This is a genomic window from Actinoallomurus liliacearum (assembly GCF_039542035.1).
In the GTDB taxonomy this organism is placed as follows: Bacteria; Actinomycetota; Actinomycetes; order Streptosporangiales; family Streptosporangiaceae; genus Actinoallomurus; species Actinoallomurus liliacearum.
Genome location: NZ_BAABHJ010000005.1, coordinates 696,815 through 720,395, shown reverse-complemented (window position 1 = coordinate 720,395; position 23,581 = coordinate 696,815). Strand labels below are relative to the sequence as shown.

The 23,581-nt window shown below is 72.0% G+C and carries 26 protein-coding genes and 3 tRNA genes; 9 read left to right on the top strand and 20 right to left on the bottom strand.

Annotated features, from left to right (window positions below; translation table 11 throughout):
* Window positions 1-184: 184 nt before the first annotated feature.
* The 4 genes from rplK to ABD978_RS11225 all read right to left on the bottom strand — a co-directional run bounded on the left by rplK (window position 185) and on the right by ABD978_RS11225 (window position 1,973).
* Window positions 185-619 (bottom strand): 50S ribosomal protein L11, encoded by a 435-nt coding sequence (rplK, locus tag ABD978_RS11240; RefSeq protein WP_345352643.1) that lies wholly within the window; start codon window positions 617-619, stop codon window positions 185-187.
* Between the two features lie 156 nt (window positions 620-775).
* Window positions 776-1,507 (bottom strand): transcription termination/antitermination protein NusG, encoded by a 732-nt coding sequence (nusG, locus tag ABD978_RS11235; protein ID WP_345352640.1) that lies wholly within the window; start codon window positions 1,505-1,507, stop codon window positions 776-778.
* Between the two features lie 48 nt (window positions 1,508-1,555).
* Entirely contained in the window at window positions 1,556-1,798 is a 243-nt protein-coding gene (secE, locus tag ABD978_RS11230) for a preprotein translocase subunit SecE (RefSeq protein ID WP_345352637.1), read from the bottom strand.
* A 101-nt stretch (window positions 1,799-1,899) separates the two neighbouring features.
* Window positions 1,900-1,973: transfer RNA gene (locus ABD978_RS11225), tRNA-Trp, on the bottom strand.
* Between the two features lie 188 nt (window positions 1,974-2,161).
* Between ABD978_RS11225 and ABD978_RS11220 the strand changes: the two genes are divergently transcribed.
* Window positions 2,162-3,364, top strand: a complete 1,203-nt coding sequence (locus ABD978_RS11220; RefSeq protein WP_345352634.1) for a pyridoxal phosphate-dependent aminotransferase — start codon at window positions 2,162-2,164, stop codon at window positions 3,362-3,364.
* A gap of 292 nt (window positions 3,365-3,656) precedes the next feature.
* Here ABD978_RS11220 and ABD978_RS11215 read toward each other — a convergent pair whose 3' ends face one another.
* The 3 genes from ABD978_RS11215 to ABD978_RS11205 all read right to left on the bottom strand — a co-directional run bounded on the left by ABD978_RS11215 (window position 3,657) and on the right by ABD978_RS11205 (window position 5,985).
* Window positions 3,657-4,406, bottom strand: coding sequence for a hypothetical protein (locus tag ABD978_RS11215; protein WP_345352631.1), 750 nt, complete (start codon window positions 4,404-4,406; stop codon window positions 3,657-3,659).
* A gap of 3 nt (window positions 4,407-4,409) precedes the next feature.
* Window positions 4,410-4,925, bottom strand: a complete 516-nt coding sequence (locus ABD978_RS11210) for a SigE family RNA polymerase sigma factor (RefSeq protein WP_345352628.1) — start codon at window positions 4,923-4,925, stop codon at window positions 4,410-4,412.
* Window positions 4,926-5,007: 82 nt separating this feature from the next.
* The gene (locus tag ABD978_RS11205; RefSeq protein ID WP_345352625.1) at window positions 5,008-5,985 is read right to left on the bottom strand and encodes a hypothetical protein; all 978 of its coding nucleotides are present in this window, start codon (window positions 5,983-5,985) and stop codon (window positions 5,008-5,010) included.
* Between the two features lie 161 nt (window positions 5,986-6,146).
* Here ABD978_RS11205 and ABD978_RS11200 point away from each other — a divergent pair, with 161 nt between their 5' ends.
* From ABD978_RS11200 to ABD978_RS11180, 5 genes are all read left to right on the top strand, one after another.
* Window positions 6,147-7,202 (top strand): adenosine deaminase, encoded by a 1,056-nt coding sequence (locus tag ABD978_RS11200; RefSeq protein WP_345352622.1) that lies wholly within the window; start codon window positions 6,147-6,149, stop codon window positions 7,200-7,202.
* 9 nt (window positions 7,203-7,211) lie between these two features.
* Window positions 7,212-8,132, top strand: a complete 921-nt coding sequence (locus ABD978_RS11195; RefSeq protein WP_345352618.1) for a GNAT family N-acetyltransferase — start codon at window positions 7,212-7,214, stop codon at window positions 8,130-8,132.
* Window positions 8,133-8,223: 91 nt separating this feature from the next.
* Window positions 8,224-8,868 (top strand): LuxR C-terminal-related transcriptional regulator, encoded by a 645-nt coding sequence (locus ABD978_RS11190; protein WP_345352615.1) that lies wholly within the window; start codon window positions 8,224-8,226, stop codon window positions 8,866-8,868.
* Between the two features lie 72 nt (window positions 8,869-8,940).
* Complete coding sequence (locus tag ABD978_RS11185; RefSeq protein ID WP_345352612.1) at window positions 8,941-10,140, top strand: DUF418 domain-containing protein; 1,200 nt, start codon at window positions 8,941-8,943, stop codon at window positions 10,138-10,140.
* On the top strand, window positions 10,137-11,147 hold the full coding sequence (locus tag ABD978_RS11180) for a sensor histidine kinase (protein WP_345352609.1): 1,011 nt from the start codon (window positions 10,137-10,139) through the stop codon (window positions 11,145-11,147). The genes ABD978_RS11185 and ABD978_RS11180 overlap by 4 nt, the downstream gene beginning before the upstream one ends.
* A 97-nt stretch (window positions 11,148-11,244) precedes the next feature.
* On the opposite strand, the gene ABD978_RS11175 is transcribed toward ABD978_RS11180, so the two are convergent.
* From ABD978_RS11175 to ABD978_RS11135, 9 genes are all read right to left on the bottom strand, one after another.
* Window positions 11,245-11,571, bottom strand: a complete 327-nt coding sequence (locus ABD978_RS11175) for a hypothetical protein (RefSeq protein WP_345352606.1) — start codon at window positions 11,569-11,571, stop codon at window positions 11,245-11,247.
* 177 nt (window positions 11,572-11,748) lie between these two features.
* Entirely contained in the window at window positions 11,749-12,888 is a 1,140-nt protein-coding gene (locus ABD978_RS11170; protein ID WP_345352603.1) for a UDP-N-acetylmuramate dehydrogenase, read from the bottom strand.
* Window positions 12,888-13,313, bottom strand: a complete 426-nt coding sequence (locus ABD978_RS11165) for a MaoC family dehydratase (RefSeq protein WP_345352600.1) — start codon at window positions 13,311-13,313, stop codon at window positions 12,888-12,890. The genes ABD978_RS11170 and ABD978_RS11165 overlap by 1 nt, the downstream gene beginning before the upstream one ends.
* A gap of 1 nt (window position 13,314) precedes the next feature.
* Complete coding sequence (locus tag ABD978_RS11160; protein ID WP_345352597.1) at window positions 13,315-13,752, bottom strand: MaoC family dehydratase N-terminal domain-containing protein; 438 nt, start codon at window positions 13,750-13,752, stop codon at window positions 13,315-13,317.
* A 149-nt stretch (window positions 13,753-13,901) separates the two neighbouring features.
* Window positions 13,902-14,066 (bottom strand): 50S ribosomal protein L33, encoded by a 165-nt coding sequence (gene rpmG, locus ABD978_RS11155; RefSeq protein WP_252780260.1) that lies wholly within the window; start codon window positions 14,064-14,066, stop codon window positions 13,902-13,904.
* A 73-nt stretch (window positions 14,067-14,139) separates the two neighbouring features.
* Window positions 14,140-14,216, bottom strand: a tRNA-Met gene (locus ABD978_RS11150).
* Between the two features lie 102 nt (window positions 14,217-14,318).
* A tRNA-Thr gene (locus tag ABD978_RS11145) sits at window positions 14,319-14,391 on the bottom strand.
* A gap of 277 nt (window positions 14,392-14,668) precedes the next feature.
* On the bottom strand, window positions 14,669-15,298 hold the full coding sequence (locus tag ABD978_RS11140; RefSeq protein ID WP_345352594.1) for a LysE family translocator: 630 nt from the start codon (window positions 15,296-15,298) through the stop codon (window positions 14,669-14,671).
* 30 nt (window positions 15,299-15,328) lie between these two features.
* Window positions 15,329-16,456 (bottom strand): acyl-CoA dehydrogenase family protein, encoded by a 1,128-nt coding sequence (locus tag ABD978_RS11135; RefSeq protein ID WP_345352591.1) that lies wholly within the window; start codon window positions 16,454-16,456, stop codon window positions 15,329-15,331.
* 148 nt (window positions 16,457-16,604) lie between these two features.
* Here ABD978_RS11135 and ABD978_RS11130 point away from each other — a divergent pair, with 148 nt between their 5' ends.
* The gene (locus tag ABD978_RS11130; protein WP_345352588.1) at window positions 16,605-17,516 is read left to right on the top strand and encodes an amidohydrolase family protein; all 912 of its coding nucleotides are present in this window, start codon (window positions 16,605-16,607) and stop codon (window positions 17,514-17,516) included.
* A gap of 67 nt (window positions 17,517-17,583) precedes the next feature.
* Here ABD978_RS11130 and ABD978_RS11125 read toward each other — a convergent pair whose 3' ends face one another.
* Window positions 17,584-18,075, bottom strand: a complete 492-nt coding sequence (locus ABD978_RS11125) for an Lrp/AsnC family transcriptional regulator (protein ID WP_345352585.1) — start codon at window positions 18,073-18,075, stop codon at window positions 17,584-17,586.
* Between the two features lie 106 nt (window positions 18,076-18,181).
* Between ABD978_RS11125 and ABD978_RS11120 the strand changes: the two genes are divergently transcribed.
* Window positions 18,182-19,405 (top strand): MFS transporter, encoded by a 1,224-nt coding sequence (locus tag ABD978_RS11120; RefSeq protein ID WP_345352582.1) that lies wholly within the window; start codon window positions 18,182-18,184, stop codon window positions 19,403-19,405.
* A gap of 32 nt (window positions 19,406-19,437) precedes the next feature.
* On the opposite strand, the gene ABD978_RS11115 is transcribed toward ABD978_RS11120, so the two are convergent.
* The gene (locus ABD978_RS11115; RefSeq protein WP_345352579.1) at window positions 19,438-19,911 is read right to left on the bottom strand and encodes a hypothetical protein; all 474 of its coding nucleotides are present in this window, start codon (window positions 19,909-19,911) and stop codon (window positions 19,438-19,440) included.
* 298 nt (window positions 19,912-20,209) lie between these two features.
* On the opposite strand from ABD978_RS11115, the gene ABD978_RS11110 reads away from it, so the two are divergent.
* A complete protein-coding gene (locus ABD978_RS11110; protein ID WP_345352576.1) occupies window positions 20,210-22,657 on the top strand; it encodes a HelD family protein in 2,448 nt (815 codons plus the stop codon).
* A gap of 107 nt (window positions 22,658-22,764) precedes the next feature.
* Here the strand turns inward: ABD978_RS11110 and ABD978_RS11105 are convergent, their stop codons facing one another.
* Both ABD978_RS11105 and ABD978_RS11100 read right to left on the bottom strand, forming a co-directional pair.
* Window positions 22,765-23,223 (bottom strand): response regulator, encoded by a 459-nt coding sequence (locus ABD978_RS11105; RefSeq protein ID WP_345352573.1) that lies wholly within the window; start codon window positions 23,221-23,223, stop codon window positions 22,765-22,767.
* Window positions 23,220-23,573, bottom strand: a complete 354-nt coding sequence (locus ABD978_RS11100) for a helix-turn-helix transcriptional regulator (protein WP_345352570.1) — start codon at window positions 23,571-23,573, stop codon at window positions 23,220-23,222. Before ABD978_RS11100 ends, ABD978_RS11105 begins: the two co-directional genes overlap by 4 nt.
* Between the last annotated feature and the right edge of the window lie 8 nt (window positions 23,574-23,581).

Below are 23,581 nucleotides of genomic sequence, written 5' to 3'. Positions count from 1 at the left end.
TCTCCTGATCTGGAGCTTGTGGTCCGGGCCTGCGCGCGGCCCTCCCACATGAGGTTTCGGCCGGGCCGACGGCATTCCCCGCGGGGACGTCGCCCCCGCGGAGTCCGCGGCCGAGCCCGTCATCCGGCACACGCCGTGCCGGACACGGCGCCTACTGTCGCACTCGCTCGTCGGCGGGTGCGGGTCAGTCGGCGACCGTGATGCCCATCGAGCGGGCGGTGCCGGCGACGATCTTCTCGGCCTGCTCGGGCGAGTTGGCGTTGAGGTCCTGCATCTTGGTGGCGGCGATCTCCCGGAGCTGGTCGCGGGTGATCGAGCCGACCTTCGTCTTGTGGGGCTCGCTGCTGCCCTTGTCGACGCCGGCGGCCTTCTTGATCAGCTGCGCGGCCGGCGGGGTCTTCGTGACGAAGGTGAACGAACGGTCCTCGTAGATGGTGATCTCTACGGGGATGACGTTGCCGCGCTGGGACTCCGTCGCAGCGTTGTACTGCTTGCAGAAGTCCATGATGTTCACGCCGTGCGGACCGAGCGCGGTACCGACGGGCGGCGCGGGCGTCGCCTGTCCGGCCTGCAGCTGGACCTTGACGATCGCGGTGACCTTCTTCTTCTTGGGAGGCATGCCTCACCCTTTCGTTCCGATTCTTCGTCGGTCCCCACTCCCGTACACACGGGCGACGCGGCGGATGGAACGTCGACCACCGCGTTGGGACCGTCTTCCCCGCGGGCACGCGGGGTCGTCTGTGGAGCGTATTCGCCGGAGCGGCGTGCTCCGTCGTCAGATCTTGGAGACCTGGTTGAAGGACAGCTCGACCGGAGTCTCCCGACCGAAGATCGACACCAGCACCTTGAGCTTCTGCGCCTCGGCGTTGATCTCGTTGACGGTCGCGGGCAGCGTGGCGAACGGGCCGTCCATGACGGTGACCGACTCGCCGACCTCGAAGTCGACGGTGGCCGCGGCCTTCGCCGTCTCCTTGGTCTTGGCCTGCTCCTCGGGCTCGGGCGCGAGCAGCGTCGCCACCTCCCGGAGGTGCAGCGGCGACGGGGTGTTCGACAGGCCCACGAAGCCGGTCACGCCCGGCGTGTTCCGGACGGCCGCCCAGGACTCGTCGGTGAGCTCCATGCGGACCAGGATGTAGCCCGGCAGGACCTTCTCGTTGACCTTCTGACGCTTGCCGCCCTTGACCTCGGTGACCTCGTGCTGCGGCACCTCGACCTGGAAGATGAAGTCCTCCATGTTGAGCGACTGGGTGCGCTGCTCGATGTTGGTCTTCACGCGGTTCTCATAACCGGCGTACGAGTGAACGACGTACCACTCGCCCGGAAGGAGCCGCAGCTGCGTGGTGAACTCTTCGACCGGGTCCGACGCCTCGTCGGACGCCTCTTCGGACGCTTGGGCGGACGTTTCGTCGGACTCCGTGGCGACTTCCTCAGCCTCGGCCGAAGCCGGCGCTTCCACCGATTCGGCCTCTTCGATGGCCTCGTCGTGAAGCTCTGGGGACTCGGACACGGTCACTCTTTCTCTCGGTGTGGGTTGCTGATGGAATCCGGCACGCGATCAGCCGAAGAGCTTCAGCACAACCCAGGAGAAGGCGTTGTCGAGACCGAACACGATCGCCACGACGATGATCACGAAGACCAGCGACACGGTCGTGTAGGTGATGAGCTCGTTGCGCGTAGGCCAGATGACCTTGCGAAGCTCAGCGACCACCTGGCGGTAGAACAGAAGCGGCGACGTCCGCTTCTTGACGGACTTGCCGTTGTCCTTGGTCGCGGTCTCGCCGCGCGTCTCGGTCGCCATTGGTGTCGACGCATCCCCTCGTCGGTTGTGTCGCGAACTTCCGGTGTGGGCGTGCGCTTTAGTACGCCCGCGCACGTATGCCGTGCACGAACCGTATTCCGCAGGGCAGGAGGGACTCGAACCCCCAACCACCGGTTTTGGAGACCGGGACTCTGGCCAATTGAGCTACTGCCCTTCGCAGTGTCGCCACATCATGGCACGCGTGAACCATGCAGGACGCCACTAGGTCACGCAGTCTACGTCTCAAACCGCCCCCGCGTCGAACCAAACGCCGATCAGGTCCGCCGCGCCCCTCCGGAGCCCCGTCTCCGTAAGGGGGATATCGGGCTGAGACCTGCCGCGCCGTCTGCGACGATAGGCGGTATGAGCTCTCGAATCTCCGCTCGGATCGCCGCGATCTCCGAATCCGCGACGCTCGCCGTCGATGCCAAGGCCAAGGCGCTGAAGGCCGCGGGGCGTCCGGTGATCGGATTCGGCGCCGGCGAGCCCGACTTCCCGACTCCGGACTACATCGTGGAGGCCGCCGTCAAGGCGTGCCACAACCCGCGGTTCCACAAGTACACGCCGGCCGGTGGGCTGCCCGAGCTCAAGGCCGCTGTCGCGGAGAAGACCAGGCGCGACTCCGGCTACGAGGTCGAGGCGTCGCAGGTGCTCATCACCAACGGCGGCAAGCAGGCGGTGTACGAGGCGTTCGCCGCGCTGCTCGACCCGGGCGACGAGGTGCTGGTGCCGACCCCGTACTGGACGACCTACCCCGAGTCGATCAAGCTGGCGGGCGGCGTACCGGTCGACGTGGTCGCCGACGAGACCACCGGCTACCTGGTGAGCGTCGACCAGCTCGAGCAGGCGCGCACCGACCGGACCAAGGTGCTGCTGTTCGTCTCCCCGTCCAACCCGACCGGCGCGGTGTACACCCGCGAGCAGGTCGCCGAGATCGGTCGCTGGGCCGCCGAGCACGGCCTGTGGGTCGTCACCGACGAGATCTACGAGCACCTGGTCTACGGGGACGCGGAGTTCTCCTCGATGCCGGTGGTCGTGCCGGAGCTGGCCGACCGCACCCTCGTGCTCAACGGAGTGGCCAAGACCTACGCGATGACCGGCTGGCGCGTGGGCTGGCTGATCGGCCCGCAGGACGTCGTGAAGGCCGCGACGAACCTTCAGTCGCACGCGACCTCGAATGTGGCCAATGTCTCACAGGCCGCGGCGCTCGCCGCGGTGTCCGGTGACCTGTCCGCCGTCGCGGAGATGCGCACGGCGTTCGACCGGCGCCGCAAGACGATGGTGCGGATGCTGAACGACATCCCCGGCGTCCTGTGCCCCGAGCCGAAGGGCGCCTTCTACGCCTACCCGTCGGTCAAGGAGCTGCTGGGCAAGGAGATCCGCGGCAAGCGCCCGCAGACCTCCGTCGAGCTGGCCGCCCTGATCCTCGAGGAGGCCGAGGTGGCCCTGGTCCCCGGCGAGGCGTTCGGCACGCCGGGCTACTTCCGCCTGTCCTACGCGCTCGGCGACGAGGACCTGGCCGAAGGCGTCGGCCGCGTGGCCAAGCTGCTGTCCGAGGCCCACTGACCCCTGAGGACACCACGACGCCCCACGAGTGCCACGGTGCTCGTGGGGCGTCTCCGGTATGGCCCTGACGATCGCTGCGACGGTCCACGCCGCAGCGCCGGTCGGGGTCGACTCGGGGCGGGCCGAGTCGACCCCGACCGGCTCGATCGCCCCGACTCGATCGGCCCCCGGCTTCATCCCCCACCCGACCGGCCCCCCGGTCGGCCGACCGGTCTCCCCAGCCGGTCGGTCTCCCCAGCCGGCCGGCCTCCAGCCGGGCTCGGTCGGCGCGCGGCGGCCCGGTCGGCGGGGTTCAGTCGACGCGGACGCCCTCGGCGACCCGCATGAGGTGGGTGCCGAGCGTCGGGCTGACCCCGACCCAGACGCCGAGCCCCGACCGCTCGATCCACATGACCTGGCCGAACGTCGCGCTCGCGGCGGCGCGCAGGGCGGTATGGCCGTGCACCTCGGCGTGTTGCGCCGCGGACGGCGTGAACCCCATGTCGCCGGGTCCCTTGAGCGTGTCGTCGCGCACGAGTCGTACCTCGATCCAGCCGGCCGGGCCGGTCCAGCGGCAGGTCGTGGTGCGGCGGGCGCCGGTGCTCGCGGTGTGGCAGGTGTCGTGTGGGTCGATGCCCGCGGGGAGGTACGCCAGCAGCGCCCGGCCGATGTCCGGCACGGTGCCGTGCGTGCCGTTGCTCGGATGCCGCGACGGCCGCGCACCCGGGCGGGTCGTGGCGGATGGGTCGGCGGACGGTGCCGTGGAGCCGCTGCTCCGCGCCGCCGACGGCGACGGCGGGGCGGACCCGGCCGTCGTGGCCCCGCCCGTCCCGTGGTGCCGCCCCTCGGGTCCCGGAGCGCTGACGGGTTGCGGGCGGATCGCCTGATAGGTCGGGATCACCGCGATGGCGACCACGACCCCGGCCGCCGCCACCGCGACGGTCGCCCGCCGTCGTACCGTCCGCTGATGGCGGCGCTTCGCCTCATGCGCCAGCGTGCCGGGCGCGGACACCCCCGTGACATGCTCCGCCATGGCCTGCCGGAGCTCGTCCTCCAGATCCATGGTTCACCCCCTCGACGCCGCCGCCTGTGCGGACTTTCCCATTCGTTCGCGGAGACGGGCGAGACCCCGCGCGGCCTGACTCTTGACGGTGCCGACCGAGCAGCCGAGCATGGCGGCCGTCTCCGCCTCGGACATGTCCTCCCAGTACCGCAGGACCAGCACGGCCCGCTGACGCGGGCCGAGGCGCCTCAGCTCCTCGATGAGCACGCCGCGCAGCTCGACGGTGCCCGCCTCGGACGCCGTCGGCGTCTCCGGCGGGGCGGCCATCTGGACCTCCCGCAGCACCCGCCATCGTCTGGCCCGGCTGACGGACAGGTTGACCAGGATCTTCCTGACATACGGCTCTGGATCGGCGTCGGGTCTCATCCTGCCCCAGTGCCGATATGCCTTCTCCAGGGCCGTCTGCAGAAGATCCTCCGCATCCGTCCGCCCCCCGCACAGCAGCTGGGCTGTCCGAAGCAGCGCCGTCCCACGCTGCGCCACGAACTCGACGAATGACTCGTCATCTCGACGCGCCAAGGCACTCCGTCCGTCGTAGGCCCGTTATCCATGTGAATCGGCCGCGGGTGGCCCACCGCGCAGGGGCCACCCGCGCCGAGCCTCAGTGCAGCTGCCGCAGCTGCGTGGCGATCGCCGGAAGCTGAGCCGAGTAGGCGGGGCTGCCGGTCAGGTAGATCGCGTAACCCTTGTCCGAGATCCACAGCATGCCGGTGCTCAGCGGGCTCTGCCACGTCTGGGTGCCCTCGGCCGAGACCAGGTTGCCCTCGGGCAGCTTCAGGTCCGCCGCCAGCTCCTTGGCCGTGACCTGCGGCGGAACGTTCAGCCGCTCCACCGAGAGGTACTTGCCGCCCGCGGCCGCGAACTTCTGCGTGACGGCGCAGATCTTGCCGCTCTGGACGGTGACCGTGTGGGTGTGGGTGGTGGCGAGGCTCAGGCCGGTGGGCAGCGTGATGTCCTTCGCCTTGGAGCGCGTGGTCTTGATCACGGCCGGGACCGAGTCGCAGGACGGCAGCTTGGCCTCGGGAACGCCGACCTTCGGCAGACCCGGCTTCGCCACGGGGGTGTCGGACTTCGGCGTGCTCTGGGTGGCCTGGGTCGAGCCGGGCGCGCAGGTCGGCAGGGTGGTCGGAACCTTGCCGTTCGGGAGCTTGGCGGCCGGGACCTTGGCGGCCGGGACCTTCGCCTTGTCGGTCGGCAGGCCCTCGGGGGCCTTCACCTTGCCGGTGGGCACGGTCGCCGGGGCCTCCGCCTTGTCCGCGGGCAGCGGCAGGTTCGGCTTCTCGCCGGTCTTCGGCAGCTCGGCCTTGGGGAGCTTGTCCTTGGGCAGCTCGGCCTTGGGCACCTCGCCCTTCGGCAGCTTGCCCTTCGGCAGCTTGGTCTGGGGCACGGTCACGCAGGTCGGCGCGGCGGTGGGGGCCGCGGCCTCGGCCTGCTGGGCGACCTTCTTCGCGGTGTCCGCGACCGGCTTGGCGGACGGCGCCGGCGAGCTGCTCCCCACGGTCGCGTAGGCGACGCCGCCGGCGGCGATGGCGCCCGCGGCACCGGTGGCCAGTGCAGCCAGCTTCAGGTTCAGGATCACGTCTATCCCTTTCAGCGCTGTTTGACTCTCGCGCCCCTCATATACGCGTGGGTCCCAAGGGGGGTTGCACGGCTTCTCAAACTTTTTTCCGCGGCCGTGCATCCATGCCGTTCGGGGGAGGTCGCCGCAGGCCCGAGCAGCGCATACGGCAAGATCGGTGCATGGAGGCCCGTCCCATCACCGCTCTGCCCAAGGCCCATCTGCACGTCCACTTCACCGGCTCGATGCGGCACAGCACGCTCGTCCAGCTCGCCGACAAGCACCGCGTGCACCTGCCCGACGCCCTCGTCGAGGAGTGGCCTCCCCGGCTGCGCGCCACGGACGAACGCGGCTGGTTCCGGTTTCAGCGCCTGTACGACATCGCCCGTTCGGTGCTGCGCGACGAGGACGACGTACGGCGGCTGCTGCGCGAGGCGGCCGAGGACGAGGCCGCGGAGGGCTCCGGCTGGCTGGAGATCCAGGTGGACCCAAGCGGGTACGCCGGCCGGTTCGGCGGGGTGACGGCCTTCACCGACCTGGTGATGGACGCGACGCGGGAGGCCGCCGCGGCCACCGGGGTCGGCATCGGCGTGATCATCGCGGCCAACCGCACCCGGCATCCCCTCGACGCCCGCACGCTGGCGCGGCTCGCCGCCCAGTACGCCGGGCGCGGGGTCGTCGGCTTCGGGCTGTCCAACGACGAGCGGCGCGGCCGGGCGTACGACTTCGACCGGGCGTTCGCCATCGCCAAGCGTGCCGGGCTGTTCTCCGTGCCGCACGGCGGCGAGCTCCTCGGGCCGGCGAGCGTACGGGCCTGCCTCGACGGGCTGGGCGCCGACCGGATCGGGCACGGCGTGCGCGTGGTCGAGGATCCGACCCTCATGGACACCGTCGCGGCCCGCGGCGTCACCCTCGAGGTGTGCCCGGCGTCCAACGTCGGTCTCGGCGTCTACGGCGCGGCCGGCGACGTGCCGCTACGGCGCCTGTTCGAGGCGGGGGTGCCGATCGCGCTGGGCGCCGACGACCCGTTGCTGTTCGGGTCGCGGCTGGCCGTTCAGTACGAGCTGGCCCGCCGGGACCACGGGTTCACCGACGAGGAGCTGGCCGAGCTGGCGCGCTCCTCGATCCGGGGCTCGGCCGCGCCCGCGGAGACCCAGAAACGGCTCCTCGACGGCGTGGACGCCTGGCTCGGGACTCGGCCCGGAACGACCCGCACGGCGACGGACGAAATGGAATGATCGGACACCGTGATCCTCCGTACCGCGACTGCCGAAGAGGCCGCACGGCTGGCCCCGTACATCCCCGTCACGCACGCCGTTCTCGACGGTGACCGGCTGGCCGGCGGGCTGAGCCTGATCGAGGCCCGGCCCGGCGTACGGGAGCTGAGCGTCTGGGTGATCCCCGAGGAACGCCGCCGGGGAGTCGCGAGCAAGGCCGTGCGGACGCTCACCGAGCAGGCCGAGGGGCGGCTGGAGATGGTCACCCACGTCGCCGACACGGTCTCTCAGCGCGTCGCGCTGAACGGCGGATTCACGCGCGAGTGCGTACGGCGCGGCAGCGGGCCGGACGGCGGCGGCCGGGCGGACGAGGTCGTCTGGGCCTGGCTGCCGGGCGACCCTCCCGGACCGGTCCCGCGACCGCTCCCGGACCTGCGGAACGGTGAACTGCGCGACGGCGAGGTGAGCCTGCGCCCGCTCGGTCCGGCCGACGCGGACGACGTGTGGGCGCTGGTGAACCTGCCGGACGTCCGCCACCGGTCCGTCTACACGCAGGAGCGGCCCCGCGGCGAGATCACACGGCGCTGTGAGCACGCGGCGAGCGAGTGGCTGGCGGGCCACCGCGCGGAGTTCGTGATCAGGGTCGGCGACGCGTTCGCCGGGGACATCAGCCTCTACAACGAGGGGTGGAGCCGGCAGGCGATGGTCGGTTACAGCATGCGGCCGGAGTTCCGCGGCAAGGGTGTCGCGACCCGCGCCGTACGGCTGGTCAGCGTCTGGGCCTTCGAGATCGGCGTGCAGCGGCTCGTGGCCGGGACGATGACGGACAATGTGGCGTCGCAACGGGTGCTGGAGAAGGCCGGGTTCGTCCGCGAGAGCGTTCAGCGGTCCCGCTTCGACCGCCTCGACGGCACGCGCATCGACGACGTCGTCCACGTCCTGTTCCCCTGACCGGGCGAACGCCTCGACGAACCCGGCACGCGACGGCGGCGTGCCCCGCGGCCGAGGAGCCGGATCCCGCGTCCTCGGCTACGGTTGCGCCGTGAAGGTCGTAGTGGGCGAGGATCTCACGCTGCTGCGGGACGGTCTGATCCGCATGCTGGAGGCGTACGGCTTCGAGGTGGTCGCCGCGGTCGACAACGGGCCGGATCTGCTTCGTGAGCTGATCGCGCGGCGGCCGGACGTGGCCATCGTCGACATCCGCCTGCCACCGACCCACACCGACGAAGGACTGCGTGCCGCACTGGCCGCGCGAGCCGAGGTGCCGGGGCTTCCGGTTCTGGTGCTGTCGCAGTACGTGGAGCGGCTCTACGCGCGGGAACTGCTCGCCGACGGCCGTGGCGGCATCGGCTACCTGCTCAAGGACCGGGTCTCCGAGATCGGCGAGTTCGTCGAGGCCGTGCGCCGGGTCGCCGCCGGCGGTACCGCGCTGGACCCGAAGGTCGTGGCGCGGCTGCTGGACAACCGCGAGCGAGTGCTGCCGCTGGACCGGCTCACCCCCCGCGAGCGGGAGGTGCTCGCCCACATGGCGCAGGGCCGGTCCAACGCCGCGATAGGCACCGCCCTGTTCATCACGGAGAAGGCGGTCGCGAAGCACACGAACAACATCTTCGCCAAGCTCGGCCTGCAGTCGTCCGACGACCACAACCGGCGGGTGCTCGCCGTCCTGGCGTACCTCGACGGATAGGGGTACCAGTACCCCCATCATGGGAGATCCAGCCTCCTCGTGGCCGGGGCGGCGCTCGACGAGGCTGGCGCCATGACGACCACACCCTCCCTCCCATCACCGGCCGCGTCCCCCGCCGGACCCGTGCGGCGCGCCGAGCGCGCACTCGCACCCGACCTGGCCCGTGGCGCGATGCTGCTGTTCATCGCGCTGGCCAACGCGGGGAACTTCGCCTTCGCCGGCCAGCCCGGCCTCGACGGCACGCCGCACGGCGCGCAGCGCGTCGTGAACTTCCTGGCGGCCATGCTCGTCGAGAGCCGCGCGTACCCGGTCTTCGCCGTCATGTTCGGTTACGGCCTCGTCCAGCTGGCCTCCCGGCACCGCGCCGCGGGCGCCGACGAGCGGCGCGTCCTGTTGCGCCGCAACACCGCGCTCATCGGCTTCGGGTTCGTCCACGGAATACTGCTGTACTGGGGTGACTTCCTCGGTGCCTACGGGATCGTGGGGATCATCGCGACCCTCCTCCTGCTGCGCCGCGGCGAGCGGTTCCACCGGGTGGTCCTCTGGCTGTGGGGCCTCCAGTCGGTCAGCGCCGTCGTCCTGACCTGGCAGGCCATCGCCGGCGCCCGAGTCGGGCACGCCACCCTCACCAACACCCCCAACCACTCGCTGGCCGCCTCGTCGTACGGGCGTTCGTTGCTCGACCGGCTCACCGAGTGGCCAGTGCACACCGCGACCGTGGTCCCGTTCATCGTCATCGTGTGGCTGGGCATCTGGGCCGCGCGCCGCCGCGTCCTGGAGGAGCCGGCCGCGCACCGAACCCTCCTCCGTCGCACCGCCATCGTCAGCCTCGGCACGGCGTTCGCCGGCGCCCTGCCCTACGCGCTCGTGGCCGCCGGCGTCCTCCACGTCGACGCCGGTACCGTCGAGGCCATGGCGCGCGTCCATGCGATCACCGGCGAGTACGGCGGGCCCGGCTATGTCGCCCTGTTCGGTCTGCTGGCGCTGAGGCTGAGCGGGGCACCGCGCGGACGGGCGCTGCTCGGCCCGGTGAGCGCACTCGGCCAGCGTTCGCTGAGCGGCTACCTGTTCCAGTCGGTGGCCTGGCTGGCGCTGTTCTCCCCATGGGCGCTGCACCTCGGCGGCACCTACGCCGCCCTCCTCGCCGCGGTGGCCGTGTGGGCGATGTCGCTGGCGGCCGCGCAGGCGATGAGCGCGGCGGCGTACCGCGGACCGGCCGAGACACTGCTGCGACGGATCACTTACCGGCCGGCACGGCGGACCGCCGGATGACGACCTGTCGGCGGCGGGCCGTCGCCCGCGTCGGTGTGGCCGCGGCACCCTGCGCCGCGGCCACCCTCGCCTGGGCCGTCACCGGCGTCGACGAGTTCTGGCCCCGCTGGGTGTACTTCGGGGTCGGTACCGTGCTGGCCGCCGAGTTCCTGCTGCGCCGGGCGCTGCGCGTCCGGCCCGGCCGACGCCGGTGGCTCGCCGTCGACGGCGCGCTGTGCGCCCTGCTCGTGCTGGTCGACCTCGCCGTCTGGGCGCTGAGCGGCGGCGGTTACTTCTGGCCGATCTGGCAGGCCCTCGCGCTGTCCGCCGTGTTGTCGCTCCACGCGTGGGTGGCCGGCCGGCCTCCCGGAGCGCGTGAGCGCGAACTCACCGCCCGTGTCGCCCGGCTCACCCGTTCCCGCCGCGGGGCGGTGGACCGGCAGGCCGCCGAACTCAAGCGCGTCGAACGCGACCTGCACGACGGCGCCCAGGCCCGCATCGTCTCTCTCGCGCTCACGCTCGGCCTGTCCGGCGAGTTGCTCCGCCGCGACCCCGACGCCGCGGCGCGCCTGCTCGACGAGGCCCGGGCGACCGCCGTCGCCGCCCTCGACGACCTCCGCACCGTGATGCACGGCATCCACCCGGCGGTCCTGGCCGACCGTGGTCTCGGTGACGCCGTCCGCGCGCTCGTCCTCGATCTCGCCGTACCGGTGACCGTGATCGGCGACCCGCCTCCCGCCCTGCCCGCCGCCATCGAGACGGCCGTGTACTTCGCCGTCGCCGAGTGCCTGAGCAACGTCGTCAAGCACAGCGGAGCCGACGCCGCCGAGGTCGCCTTCACCGGCCGCCCGGGCGTCCTACGGGTCACCGTCACGGACAACGGCGTCGGCGGCGCGGACCCGGTGGGCGGCACCGGCCTGCGCGGCATCGAGGACCGCCTCGACGTCGTCGACGCCGACCTGCACGTCTCCAGCCCACCCGGCGGCCCGTCCGTCGTCACGATCACCGTTCCGCTCACCGACGGCTAGTACTCGGACGGGCGTAGGACGCGGAAGGGCCGCCAGGCCCGCCGGATGGTCGATCCGGCGGGCCTGGCGGCCCGTAGTCGCCTTGGGGCCCCTCCCGTCAGTAGGAAGTGGCCGGGTAGCCGCCCGCGTGGTCGGCTTTAGGGGTCTCCGACAGCCCGAGCGCTTCGAGGCCGTGTCCCAGGCGGATCGCCTCCCCTTGGTCGGCCTCCTGGATGGTGGCGCACAGCCGGTGGGCACCGCCCTTCTCCTCCACCCAGGCGCCCTCGTACGTGAATCCCAGGTCGGCGAGGAGGTTCTCGACGCGCGGCCGCGTGGACCGATCGGCGACGACCTCCAGGGAGAGTGGGGAGCGGCCACCCTTGGCACCGTCGCCATCGTCGTCGCGCTTGCCGTTCAGGAACGTGTACTCGAAGGTCTGGTTCATGTCGTCTCCCGACGTCTTGGTTGTGGGTTTGTGAAAGACCGTGCGGGCCGCACCGGCGTCGGCAAGAAGTTTCCGGCAAGTGAAAAGCCCCGCCCCGCGCCGAGCGGGGCGGGACGGCGTCGTCAGAAGGAGTTCGGGGCCGTTCGGCCTCGACCGGTGGAGAGCGGTCGATCCGCGTCAGAGGCTGACGCCGACGAAGACCGGTTCGTTGACCAGCGTGACGCCGAAGGCGGCGCGGACGCCGTCGCGGACCTCGCGCGCCAGGGCGAGGAGGTCCTCGGTGCGTCCGCCGTCGGCGTTGGTCAGCGCGAGGGCGTGCTTGGTCGAGATCCGGACCGGACCCCGGCCGTACCCCTTGGTGAAGCCGGCCTTGTCGATCAGCCAGGCGGCCGAGGTCTTCGTACGGCCGTCCGGCTCCGGGTAGCGCGGGAACACGGCGCCGGTGCCGAGCCGGTCGGCGACGCGCTTCTCCAGGTCGGTGACCTGGTCCGGGTCCAGGATCGGGTTGGTGAAGAACGATCCGGCGCTTCGTGTGTCGGGGTCGGCGGGGTCGAGGACCATGCCCTTGCCCCGGCGCAGGCCGAGGACGGCCTCGCGGGCGTCCCGGAGCGGCACCCGTTCGCCGGGGTCGACCCCGAGCGTCCGGGCCAGTTCGGCGTACCGGATCGGGGCGGACAGGTCGTCGTGTTCGAGGGCGAACGTCACCTCCAGCACGACATGCCGGTGGGCGCCCTTGAAGGCGCTGCTGCGGTACCCGAACCGGCAGGCGTCGCGGTCGAGGACGACGACCTCGCCGCGTTCGCGGTCGTACGCGCGGACCTCGACGATCGTCTCGCTGACGTCCTGGCCGTACGCGCCGACGTTCTGGATGGGAGTCGCGCCGAGCAGGCCGGGGATGCCGGACAGGCACTCGACCCCGGACAGGCCCTCCTCGACGCACCGGGCGACGAACGGGTCCCACTCCTCGCCCGCGCGGGCGCGTACGAGCACGCGGCCGTCGCGGGACGCCGCCGGCCCGGCGGCGCGGGAGCCGCCCGGACCCGTGGTCACGCCACGCCCCGCGTCGCGGGACTCGCCGGGCCCCGTGGTGACGCCGCGCGTGGCGACGTGCACGGCGGTGCCGGCGAAGCCCTCGTCGGCGACCACGAGGTTGCTGCCGCCGCCGAGGACGAGCACCGGCTCGCCCTCCCGGTCGGCGCGGCCGACGGCGTCGATGAGCTCGTCGTCCGTCGTGGCCTCGACGAAGCAGCGCGCCGGGCCGCCCAGCCGCAGTGTCGTGTAGCCCGCGAGGCGGACCTGCTCGCAGCGGACCGCCATCAGGCGAGGCGGACCGTGGCCTTGGCGCGGGTGAGGACCTTCTGGCCGCCCGACCGGGCGGTCAGCGCGACCACGACCCGGTTGTCGTCGAGCTTGTCCTCGATCACACCGCTGATCTCGATCTCGGTGCCGTCGTCGTGCGGCACGACGACCATCGAGGAGAACCGCACGCCGTAGTCCACGACCGCGCTCGGGTCGCCGGCCCAGTCGGTGACGTACCGGCCGCCCTGCGCCATCGTGAACATGCCGTGCGCGATCACGTCGGGCAGGCCGACGGACTTGGCGAACGGCTCGTCCCAGTGGATCGGGTTGAAGTCACCGGACGCGCCGGCGTACTTCACCAGGTCGACCCGCTGCACCGGGTAGGTCTTGGCGGGGAGTTCCTGGCCGACCTCGACCTCGTCGTACTTCACCGTGGCGGTCATGTCAGGCACCTCGCTCGATGATGACGTTGTGGGCCGTGCACACGTGCTCGCCGTCGACCGTCTTGATCACGGTCTGCAGGTCGAGGCGCTCGTTGCGCCCGATGGAGCGGATGCCGGCGATCGTCGACTCGGCCGTGACGACGTCGCCCGCGTGCAGGGGCCGGTTGTACTCGAACCGCTGCTCGCCGTGGACGACCATCGCGTAGTTGAGGCCGAGCTCGGGGTCGGTCAGGGACGAGCCCATGATCGAGATGGCGATGGGGAAGGTCGGCGGCGCGATCACGTCGGGGTGCCCGGCGGTCTTGGCCGCCTCCGGGTCACGGTAGATCGGGTTCAGGTCGCCGATGGCGTCCGCGAACTCCCGGATCTTCAGCCGGGTGACCTCGTACGGCTCCGACGGCGGGAACGCCCGCCCGATGAAATCGCGGTTGAGCGCCATTCAATCCGTCCCTTCCCCGGGGAGTACCCGCGTCCGCGCCAGGTGATCAATGCTGCGACGTTAACAGACGCGCTTCAGCCCGCCCCGGCGACCAGGCCGGGACGGGCTGCGAACGTCAGGGAACGCCGACCGGCGAGCCCGCTCCCGCGTCAGCGGGTCTCGCGGTGCGCCTGGTGCTTGCGGCAGTTCGGGCAGTACTTCTTCAGCTCGAGGCGGTCCGGGTCGTTACGCCGGTTCTTCCGCGTGATGTAGTTGCGGTGCTTGCACTCCTGGCAGGCCAGCGTGATCTTTGGCCGTACGTCGGTGGCAGCCACGAGGGAGTGCCTTTCTGGTGAGGGACACTGGACAGCGACCTACCGCTCCCCTGCGAGAGGGGAGGCGGTGAGGTGGTAGCGGAGGCCGGACTTGAACCGGCGACACAGCGATTATGAGCCGCTTGCTCTGCCTGACTGAGCTACTCCGCCGCGTGGTCGGGACGACCGGAGAAAAGAATACCGGACTCTCCGTGCGTACCCGAACAGACGAAACCCCGGCCCACTGCCGCGGACCGGGATATCGGCTGCTAGAGCCCCCTTACGGAATCGAACCGTAGACCTTCTCCTTACCATGGAGACGCTCTGCCGACTGAGCTAAGGGGGCGTGCGCCCTTCCGCGCTCCGTAACCATACACGCTGCGCGGCTCCGACACGAAATCGATTCGCCGCCCCCGCTCACCGCCCGCCGTCCGGGTCCCCCGCGGAGCCCTCGCGACCGCCCCTGACCTGCCCCTGAGCCGACCCTGACCTGCCCCTGAGAGCCCGGCGACGGCGGCGATCCCGGCCCTAACGTGATCAAGGTCCGCAGGTTCCCGGCCGGGTCCCAAGGCCCTGCGGCGCGGCACCCGCTGCCCCGCCGTCTGAGCCCGTTCCGGGCGCGCTCAGCGCCGGGCGGACCCGGTCGTGGCCGCGGCGACGCCGAGCGCGATGTAGAGGCCGCCGGAGACGTACCGCGAGGCGCGCCCTCCGGCCCGGCCGCGCGGCAGTCGGCGCGCGACGGCGTTCGAGGCGAGGGAGTAGATCACGCGCACGCCCGCGCCGCACACGACGAACGTCATGCCGAGCAGGAGCACCTGCGGCCAGGCGGGGGCGTCGGCGCTGACGAACTGCGGCAGGAAGGCGAGGAAGAACAGGGCGTTCTTCGGGTTGAGGGCGTTGACCAGCACGCCCTGCCCGTAGATTCGGGACAGCCGGGCGCGGCCGTCGGGCCGTTCCGCCGCCGCGTCCCGGCTGAGGACGCGCCGTACGCCGAGGTAGATCAGGTACGCCGCGCCGAGGTACCTCACCGTCGTGAACGCGGTGGCGGAGGCGGCGACGATCGCCGACAGGCCGAACGTCGCCGCCGCGACCTGGATGACGTCACCGGTGGACAGGCCGGCGGCGGACGCCAGGCCGGCCGCGCGCCCCTGGTCCACGCTCCTGGCGATCGTGTAGAGGATCGCCGGACCGGGGACGAGGAGGAACCCGACGGCGGTCGCGATGAAAACCTCATACGTCGTCATATCGGGCATGGCGCCCATTCTGGCGGCACGCCCGCCGCGTCAGCGGAGCAGGTGGCGGGCGATGACCACCTGCTGGATCTGGCTCGTCCCCTCGTAGATCCGGAACAGGCGCACGTCCCGGTAGAGCCGCTCGACGACGACACCGCGCATGTAACCCATGCCGCCGAAGGTCTGGACGGCACGGTCGGCGACGCGGCCGGCCATCTCCGAGCAGAAGTACTTCGCGCAGGAGGGGCCGAGCTTGCGGTCCTCCCCCGCGTCGTACGCCCTCGCCGCCTCCAGCACCATCGCGCGGCCCGCGTAGAGCTCGGTCTGCGAGTCGGCGATCAGTCCCTGGATCAGCTGGTACTCCCCGATCGCCCGGCCGCCCTGGCGCCGCTCCTTGGCGTACGCGACCGTCTCGTCGAGGAGGCGCTGCGCCACGCCGACGCACACCGCCGCGATGTGCAGCCGGCCGTGCGCGAGCGAGGCCATCGCGGTGCGGAACCCGGTGCCCTCCTCGCCGACCATCGCCGTCGCCGGGACCCGTACGCCGTCGAGGTTCACCTCGGCGGTGTGCGCGCCGCGCTGGCCCATCTTCTCGTCGGACGGCCCGACGGTGAGGCCGGGCGTGCCCGCCTCCACGATGAACGTCGAGATCCCCCGCGACCCCTCACCGCCGGTCCGGGCGAAGACCATGAACACGTCGGCCTCGGGCGCGTTGGTGATGAAGCGCTTGGCCCCGTCGATCCGGTAGTGGTCGCCGTCGCGCACGGCCTTCGTCGTCAGCGTGCTGGGGTCCGAACCCGCCTCCGCCTCGGTCAGCGCGAACGCCCCGACGGCCTGCCCGGCGGCCAGCCGCGGCAGCCAGCGGTCCCGCTGCTCGTCGGTCCCGGCCTTGACGAGGACCTGCCCCGCGATGCCGTTGCTCGTGCCGAACATCGACCGGAACGCCGGGCTGGCGTATCCGAGTTCGAACGCGAGCCGCACCTCCTCGCCCATCGACAGGCCGAGCCCGCCGTACGCCTCCGGCAGCGCGTAGCCGAACAGGCCCATGTCGCCCGCGGCCTGCCGGAGGTCCTCCGGGATGCGGTCCGTGGTCTCGATCTCGTCCTCGCGCGGGATCACCCGCTCGCGGACGAAGGTCCGTACGGCGTCGAGCACGTCTGCGAAGTCCTTGGCGTCCACGCGTCCTCCGATAACCGAATCGGATTCTTGTCCGGGACCACTGTAATCGGGCGCACCCGTCTGATCGCCGTCGGCTCTGACTCTCTGTGAGCGCCCACACCGGGACGTGGTGACCGGCCGGACTCCGCGCCCTGGGATGATGCGGACCATGTCCTCCCCCGGCGATCAACGCACCGTACGGCCCCCGGCGGACGACGCGGAGATCCCGGCGTTCTGGCGGTCCCTCGGCCTCCCCGGCCTCATCGACGTGCACACCCACTTCATGCCGTCCAACGTCCTGGCCAAGGTCTGGGCGTACTTCGACCGGTTCGCCGAGACGGACGGCCGCCCTCGCTGGGAGATCCGGTACCGCCACGAGGAGGAACGGCGGCTGCGCCTGCTGCGAGGGTTCGGGGTGCGGCGGTTCACCGCGATGCTCTACCCGCACCGTCCTGGGATGGCCCAGTGGCTCAACGGCTGGGCGGCCGACTTCGCCGCGCGCACGCCCGACTGCCTGCGCACGGCCACCTTCTTCCCCGAGCCGGAGGCCGGCGCGTACGTCGCCGCGGCGATCGAGGACGGCGCCAGGGTGTTCAAGGCGCACATCCAGGTCGGGGCGTACGACCCCCGTGATCCGCTGCTGGACCCGGTCTGGGGCCTGTTGGCGGAGTCGCGCACCCCGGTCGTCGTGCACTGCGGGTCCGGGCCGGAGGCGGGCCCGCACACGGGTCCGGCGGTGTTCGCCGAGGTCCTCGCCCGCCATCCCCGCCTGATCCCGATCGTGGCGCACCTGGGCATGCCGGAGTACGCGGAGTTCCTCGACCTCGCCGACCGCCATCCGGGCCTTCGTCTCGACACGACGATGGCGTTCACCGACTTCGCCGAGGGCATGCACCCGTGGCCCGCCGAGCTGACGCCCCGCCTGGCCGACCTCGGGGATCGCGTCCTGCTGGGCACCGACTTCCCGAACATCCCGTACTCGTACGCCCACCAGCTCGCGGCGCTGACGCGGCTTCACCTCGGCGACGACTGGCTGCGGGCCGTCTGCCACGACAACGCCGCGCGGCTGTTCGCGCGCTGAGCGGCGTGCGACTGCTTGCGCCCTGAGCGGCAAGCGGTTGTTCGCGTGCTGAGCGGCGCGCGACCGGTCAGCGGGCCCAGCCGGACGACCGCGTGACCGGACGCTCCTCCTCCACCGGAGCCTCCACGGGGCGCCCCTCGTACTCCGTCGACAGGACGATGTGGGTGTTCATCTCGCCGTGCTCGCCGAGGCGCTCGAGCAGCCCCTCCAGGTGCCGCATCGACGCGACGCGGACCCGCAGCATCGAGCACCAGCCTCCGCTGAGCTTGTGCACCTCGGTGACCTCGGGGAAGTCCTCGGCCGTCGTCGTGTTCAGCAGGCACCTGCCGAGCGCGCACCGCATCTGCACGAACGTCGTCAGCGGCAGGCCGGCCCGCGCCGCGTCGATCCGCGCCGAGTAGCCGCTGATCACCCCGGCCTCCTCCAGCCGGCGGACGCGCTCGGCGACGGCCGGCGGTGACAGGTGGACGTTCCGCGCGAGCCGCTTGTAGGAGAGGCGCCCGTCGCGCTGCAGCTCGGCGAGGATGCGCCAATCCGTCTGATCCAGCGGTCTGTCCATGCGAAAACCCTGCACCGGATATCTCCTTACGAACAAGCGGTGGATCACCCGAATCTCCGCTCATCGCCCGTTCTGCCGCGACGGCGGAATTCCTAGCGTCTTATGCATGCGAACGCCCCCTGTGATGAACCCTCCGAACACCGTGTCCGCCCCACGCGGACGCCCGATGACGGCGCTGTTCTGCGGAGCGGCCCTGATGAACGCGGCGATGGCCATGACCGGTGCGGTGAGCACGATCGTGGCCGGCGACCGGCTCGGCGCGGCCTGGGGCGCGGTGCCCAACACCGCGGGCGTCATCGGAACGGGCGTCGGCGCGCTCGCCCTGACCTGGCTCGCGGGACGGCGGAGCCGGCGCGCCGGCCTGGTCCTCGGGTACGCCGCAGCCGCGTTCGGCGCCGGCCTCGCGATCGTCGCCGTGACCGTCGGCGACGTCCTGATCCTGACCCTCGGCATGCTGGTTCTCGGCCTCGGCAACGCCGGGGCGCAGCTGTCCCGCTACGCGGCCGCCGACCTGTACCCCGCGCACCGACGCGGGTTCGCCCTCGGCACGCTCGTCTGGGCCGGGACGGTCGGCGCGGTCGGCGGCCCGCTGCTGCTCGACCCGTCGAGCACCGCCGCGCACCGCCTCGGCGCGCCCGCGATGACGGGGCCGTTCCTGGCCGCGGCCGTCGCCGGTACGGTCGCGGTGGCCGCCGCCCTGGGCGCCCCCGCGGGTCGTGTCCAGGCAGCCGCCTCGCCCGTGCCGCTGCGCGACCTGGTGCGCACGTCCGCCGCCCGGACCGCGCTGGCGGTCATGGTCGCGGCGCAGGTCGTCATGGTCGCCGTCATGACCGCCACCCCCGTGGACATGCACATGCACGGCCACGGGCTGGGCGCGGTCGGGATGACCCTGTCGGCGCACACGCTCGGCATGTTCGCGCTGTCGCCGCTCACCGGGCGGCTGTTCGACCGCGTCGGTGCGCGACCGGTCATGCTCGCCGGACTGCTGTCGCTGGCCGTCTCCGCGCTGCTCGCCGCGATCGCGCCGGGAGGCGACCTGGTGCTCCGGGCCGGCGCGCTGTTCCTGCTCGGCTACGGGTGGAACCTGTGCTTCGTCGGCGGCAGTGGCCTGCTCGCCCGCGACCTGCCCGCGGCGGAGCGGGCCCGCGTCGAGGGTGCGGTCGACGCGACGGTGTGGAGCATCGCGGCCGCCGCCAGTCTGGCCTCCACCCTCCTCCTGTCCGCCGGCGGGTACCCGGCCCTGGCGGCCCTGTCGTGCGCGCTCCTGTCGGTGCCGCTCGTCCTGGTCCTGTCCGGCCGTGACGTCGCGTCTCAGCGGATCTCCGAATAGCGGGGCGAGGGACCGTCGAGGACTTCTCCCCGTCAGTCGGACAGCGGCCTCGCGGCACAGTGCAGGCGGCCGGCCAGCTCCTCCAGGACCCGCAGCAACGCGCCCCGGCCGTTCGCCCGGTGCCCGCGACCGACCGTCAGCGGTACGAGCCTGGCGACCGGACCGGTCGCGCAGTTGAAGGTCTGCTGCGTCACCAGCGTCCCCTCCGCGTGCTCCGCCACCTGGAACCGGCCGCACCACCACCACTGGCCGCGCGCCTGCACCCAGCCGGCGTCGCGATCGACCTCGATCGTGAGCGGAACCCCCGCCACGGCGGCGGTGAACGTGCTCGGGCCGCCGGAGACCGTCACGTACCGGTCGTCCATCGAGCCGAGGACGAGCGGCGCCTCCGCCCCCCGGAGCCGTCCGGTCGGCACGGCGAGGACCGCGCCGCGTACCTGGTCGATCGGTGCTTCGACGAGTCCCTCATGCGCGGACATGAGCGCGCCCGGACGCTGTGTGGTCATGGTGGCATTCAACACTTGCGGCGCTCCGGCGACGGAGCGCCGCGCGCTCGGCCTCGGTTGAACAGCGCCGCCCCCACCTCTCCCAGTCGAGCGTGGAGACTGACACGTCGGAGGAAGAACAAGACTGTTCTTCGGCGAGCCGGCGAGGCAGTGTGGGTGCCGGGTCGAAGACCCTCTCCGCGTACCGGTCCGGAGCGGTTTCCCGGAAATGAAAAAAGAACTACGCTGGTTTGCCGACTTCTGTTATTTCGACAAGTTTCGCAGTTCTTACAACAATTATATCAGCAGAGGGGGACAATTGTCCAACAGCGAGCTCGAGCTCGAACAGGAATACGTCGCGATGCTCTATCAGCGGGTCGACGAGCTGCGCGAACAGGCTTCCGGGCGGCTGACCGGCGTGCTCCGGGAGAACGACGGGACCCGGCAGGCGCGCGTCGAGCGGGAGTCCGCGTTCGCCCGGTACACCGAGCGGGTGGCGAGGTTGGACGCGGCCGAGAACGGCCTGTGCTTCGGGCGGCTCGACCTGCGCGCCGGCGGACGCCACTACATCGGCCGGATCGGCATCCTCGACGACTCCGACGAGGACGCCGATCCGCTGCTGGTCGACTGGCGCGCGCCGGCCGCGCGCCCGTTCTACGTGGCCACGGCCGCCGCGCCGGAGGGCGTACGCCGCCGTCGTCACATCACCACGCGCCACCGCAGGGTGGTGGACCTGGACGACGAGATCCTGGACAGCGAGGCGCTGGACACCGCCGGCGGGGAGGGGCTGATCGGGGAGGCCGCGCTGCTGGCGGCGGTCAACGCCGGGCGCACCGGCCGGATGCGGGACATCGTCGAGACCCTGCAGGCCGAACAGGACGAGATCATCCGCTCCGACCACCGGGGCGTGCTGGTCGTACAGGGCGGGCCGGGCACGGGGAAGACCGCCGTCGCGCTGCACCGCGCCGCGTACCTCCTCTACACCCACCGGCGCCTGGCCGGACGCGGCGTCCTGGTCGTGGGCCCGAACGCGACCTTCCTGCGGTACATCGGCCAGGTGCTGCCCGGCCTCGGCGAGACGAACGTGCTGCTGTCCACGGTCGGCGGGCTGTTCCCCGGCGTCGAGGCCCGGCGCGCCGAGCCGCCCGCAGTCGCCGAGGTCAAGGGCAGGGCGCTGATGGTCGAGGTGGTGGCCGCCGCCGTACGGGACCGGCAGGCCCCGCCCGGCGGTCCGGTGGAGATCCCGTACGGCGGCGAGGCGCTACGGCTCGAGGAGGAGGACTACCGGCGTGCCGCGGCGGTCGCGCTCAGCGGTCCGGTGCTGCACAACCAGGCGCGGCGGATCTTCGTCCGCGAGGTCCTCGACCTGCTCACCCGGCAGGTCGCCGAGCGGATCGAGGCCGTCGTCCTCGACGACGGCGGGCGGCCCCTCGACGGCGGCGACGGGCAGGGCGTGCTCGGCGAGGCGGACGTACGGGCCCTGCTCGCGGCCGGGTACCCCGAGGACCTGCTCGATTCCACGGAGGAGGCACGGTCGCTGCTCGACGAGTCCGATCTGGCCGACCTGCGCGGGGAACTCGCCGCCAGTGCGGACGTACGGACCGCCCTCGCCGAGCTGTGGCCCAGCCTGACACCGCAGCGGTTGCTGGAGGACCTGTTCGCCGATCCGCGGCGGCTCGCGTCGGCCGCGCCCGGCCTCACCGAGGAGGAGCGGAGCCTGCTGCTGCGGGCGCCCGGCGGCGGCTGGTCCCCGGCGGACGTGCCCCTGCTCGACGAGGCGACCGAGCTGCTGGGCGAGGACGACCGGGCGGCCGCCGCGCAGGCGAAGGCCGGGGCACGGGCGGCGGCCGAACGCCGGGAGCAGATCGCGTACGCGCGAGGCGTGCTCGACATCACGATCGGCTCGCGGTCCGTCGACCTGCAAGAGGGGGATGAAGCCGAGATCCTCACCGCCGCCGACCTGCTCGGGGAGGAGGCCCTCGCCGAGCGGCATGAGGTCGTGACCCACCGGACGGTGGCCGAACGGGCCGCCGCCGACCGGACCTGGACGTTCGGGCACGTGATCGTGGACGAGGCGCAGGAGCTGTCGGCGATGGCCTGGAGGCTGCTCATGCGGCGCTGCCCGAGCCGCTCGATGACGATCGTCGGCGACGTGGCCCAGACCGGTGACGCCGCCGGCACGTCCTCGTGGGAGCGGGTACTCCGGCCGCACGTCGGCGACCGGTGGCGGCTCGCGCAGCTGACCGTCAACTACCGCACCCCGGCCGAGATCATGGCCGTCGCCGCCGACCTGCTCGCCGCGCTCGACCCCGGCCTGCGGCCGCCCCGCTCGGTACGGGAGACGGGACGGTCACCCTGGCGTCTGGCCGCCGCGCCGGCCGACCTCCCAGAGGTCCTGGCCGAGGTGACCGCACGCGAGGCGGCGGCGCACGATGACGGCCGCCTCGCCGTCATCGTCCCCGACGCCCGGCTCGCCGAACTCGCCGCCGTCGTCACCGCCGCCGTCCCCGAACTGGCCTACGGCGCCGATCCCGACCTGGAGCGCCGGGTGGTCATGCTGACCGTACGCCAGGCCAAGGGCCTGGAGTTCGACTCGGTCCTGATCGCCGACCCGGCCGCGATCCTGGCCGCCTCACCGCGTGGCCGGAACGACCTGTACGTCGCCCTGACCCGCGCCACGCAGCGGCTCGGCATCCTCCACCCGGGCCCGCCCCCTGCCGAGCTGGCCGGACCGTCGGTGCCCGAGCTCGGCGCCGACCGGGCCTGACGCCGACCCGCCCGAGCAGTCCGTACGCCCGCTGAGCACGCCGAGCCCGAGTCCGCTGCCTTCGTGCGGATCCGGGCTCGGCGATCGGTCGGCCGGCGTCGACGGCCTCAGGCCGCGTACCGGGAACCGGGCAGGCGGGCGGTGTGGACGAAGAAACCCTTGATGTTGCGCAGGGCGGCGGTGAAGGCGTCGAGGTCGACGGGTTTCGTCACGTAGGCGTTGGCGTGCAGCAGGTAGATGGCGCTGATGTCGTCGATGTTCGCGGACGTGGTGAAGATGACCACCGGGATCGACCGCAGCTCCGGATCGGACTTGACCTGTTCCAGCACCGCCCGCCCGTTGTACTTCGGCAGGTTCAGATCCAGGAGCACCAGGTCCGGGCGGGGCGCGTCGGCGTATGGGCCGCGCCGGTAGAGGAAGTCGAGGGCCTGCTCCCCGTCCTCCAGCAGGATGAGTCGCGCCGGAGCGCCGGCGTCATGCTCGGCGAAGGCCTCCTGGATGAGGATCTGGTCACCCGGGTCGTCCTCGACGATGAGAATGGAGACCGGCCGCTGCGCGGCGCTCACTCCGTCACCGCCGGCGCGTCGGGCTCGTCCGCACTCTGCTTGTCGTCGTCGTGGTCGCTGAACAGGGTGAGCAGTCCTTCGACGCGGTGGTCGGCATCCGCGGGGTGCCGGAACGGACGGGTGGGATCGACGCTGTAGTGGTTCCGGCGCCCGACCTTGGTGCGGGAGATGTACTCGGCTCCTTCGAGATCGTTCACGATCGTCTGGGCGGCGCGTTCGGTGATGCCGATCGTGTCGGCGATGTCGCGTAGCCGCGACTGCGGGTTGCGGGCGATCACGATCAGCACCCGGGCATGGTTGGTCAGGAAGGTCCAGGGCTTCTCATCGACCGTGCCGCCGTGCCGCCCCACTTGGCCTC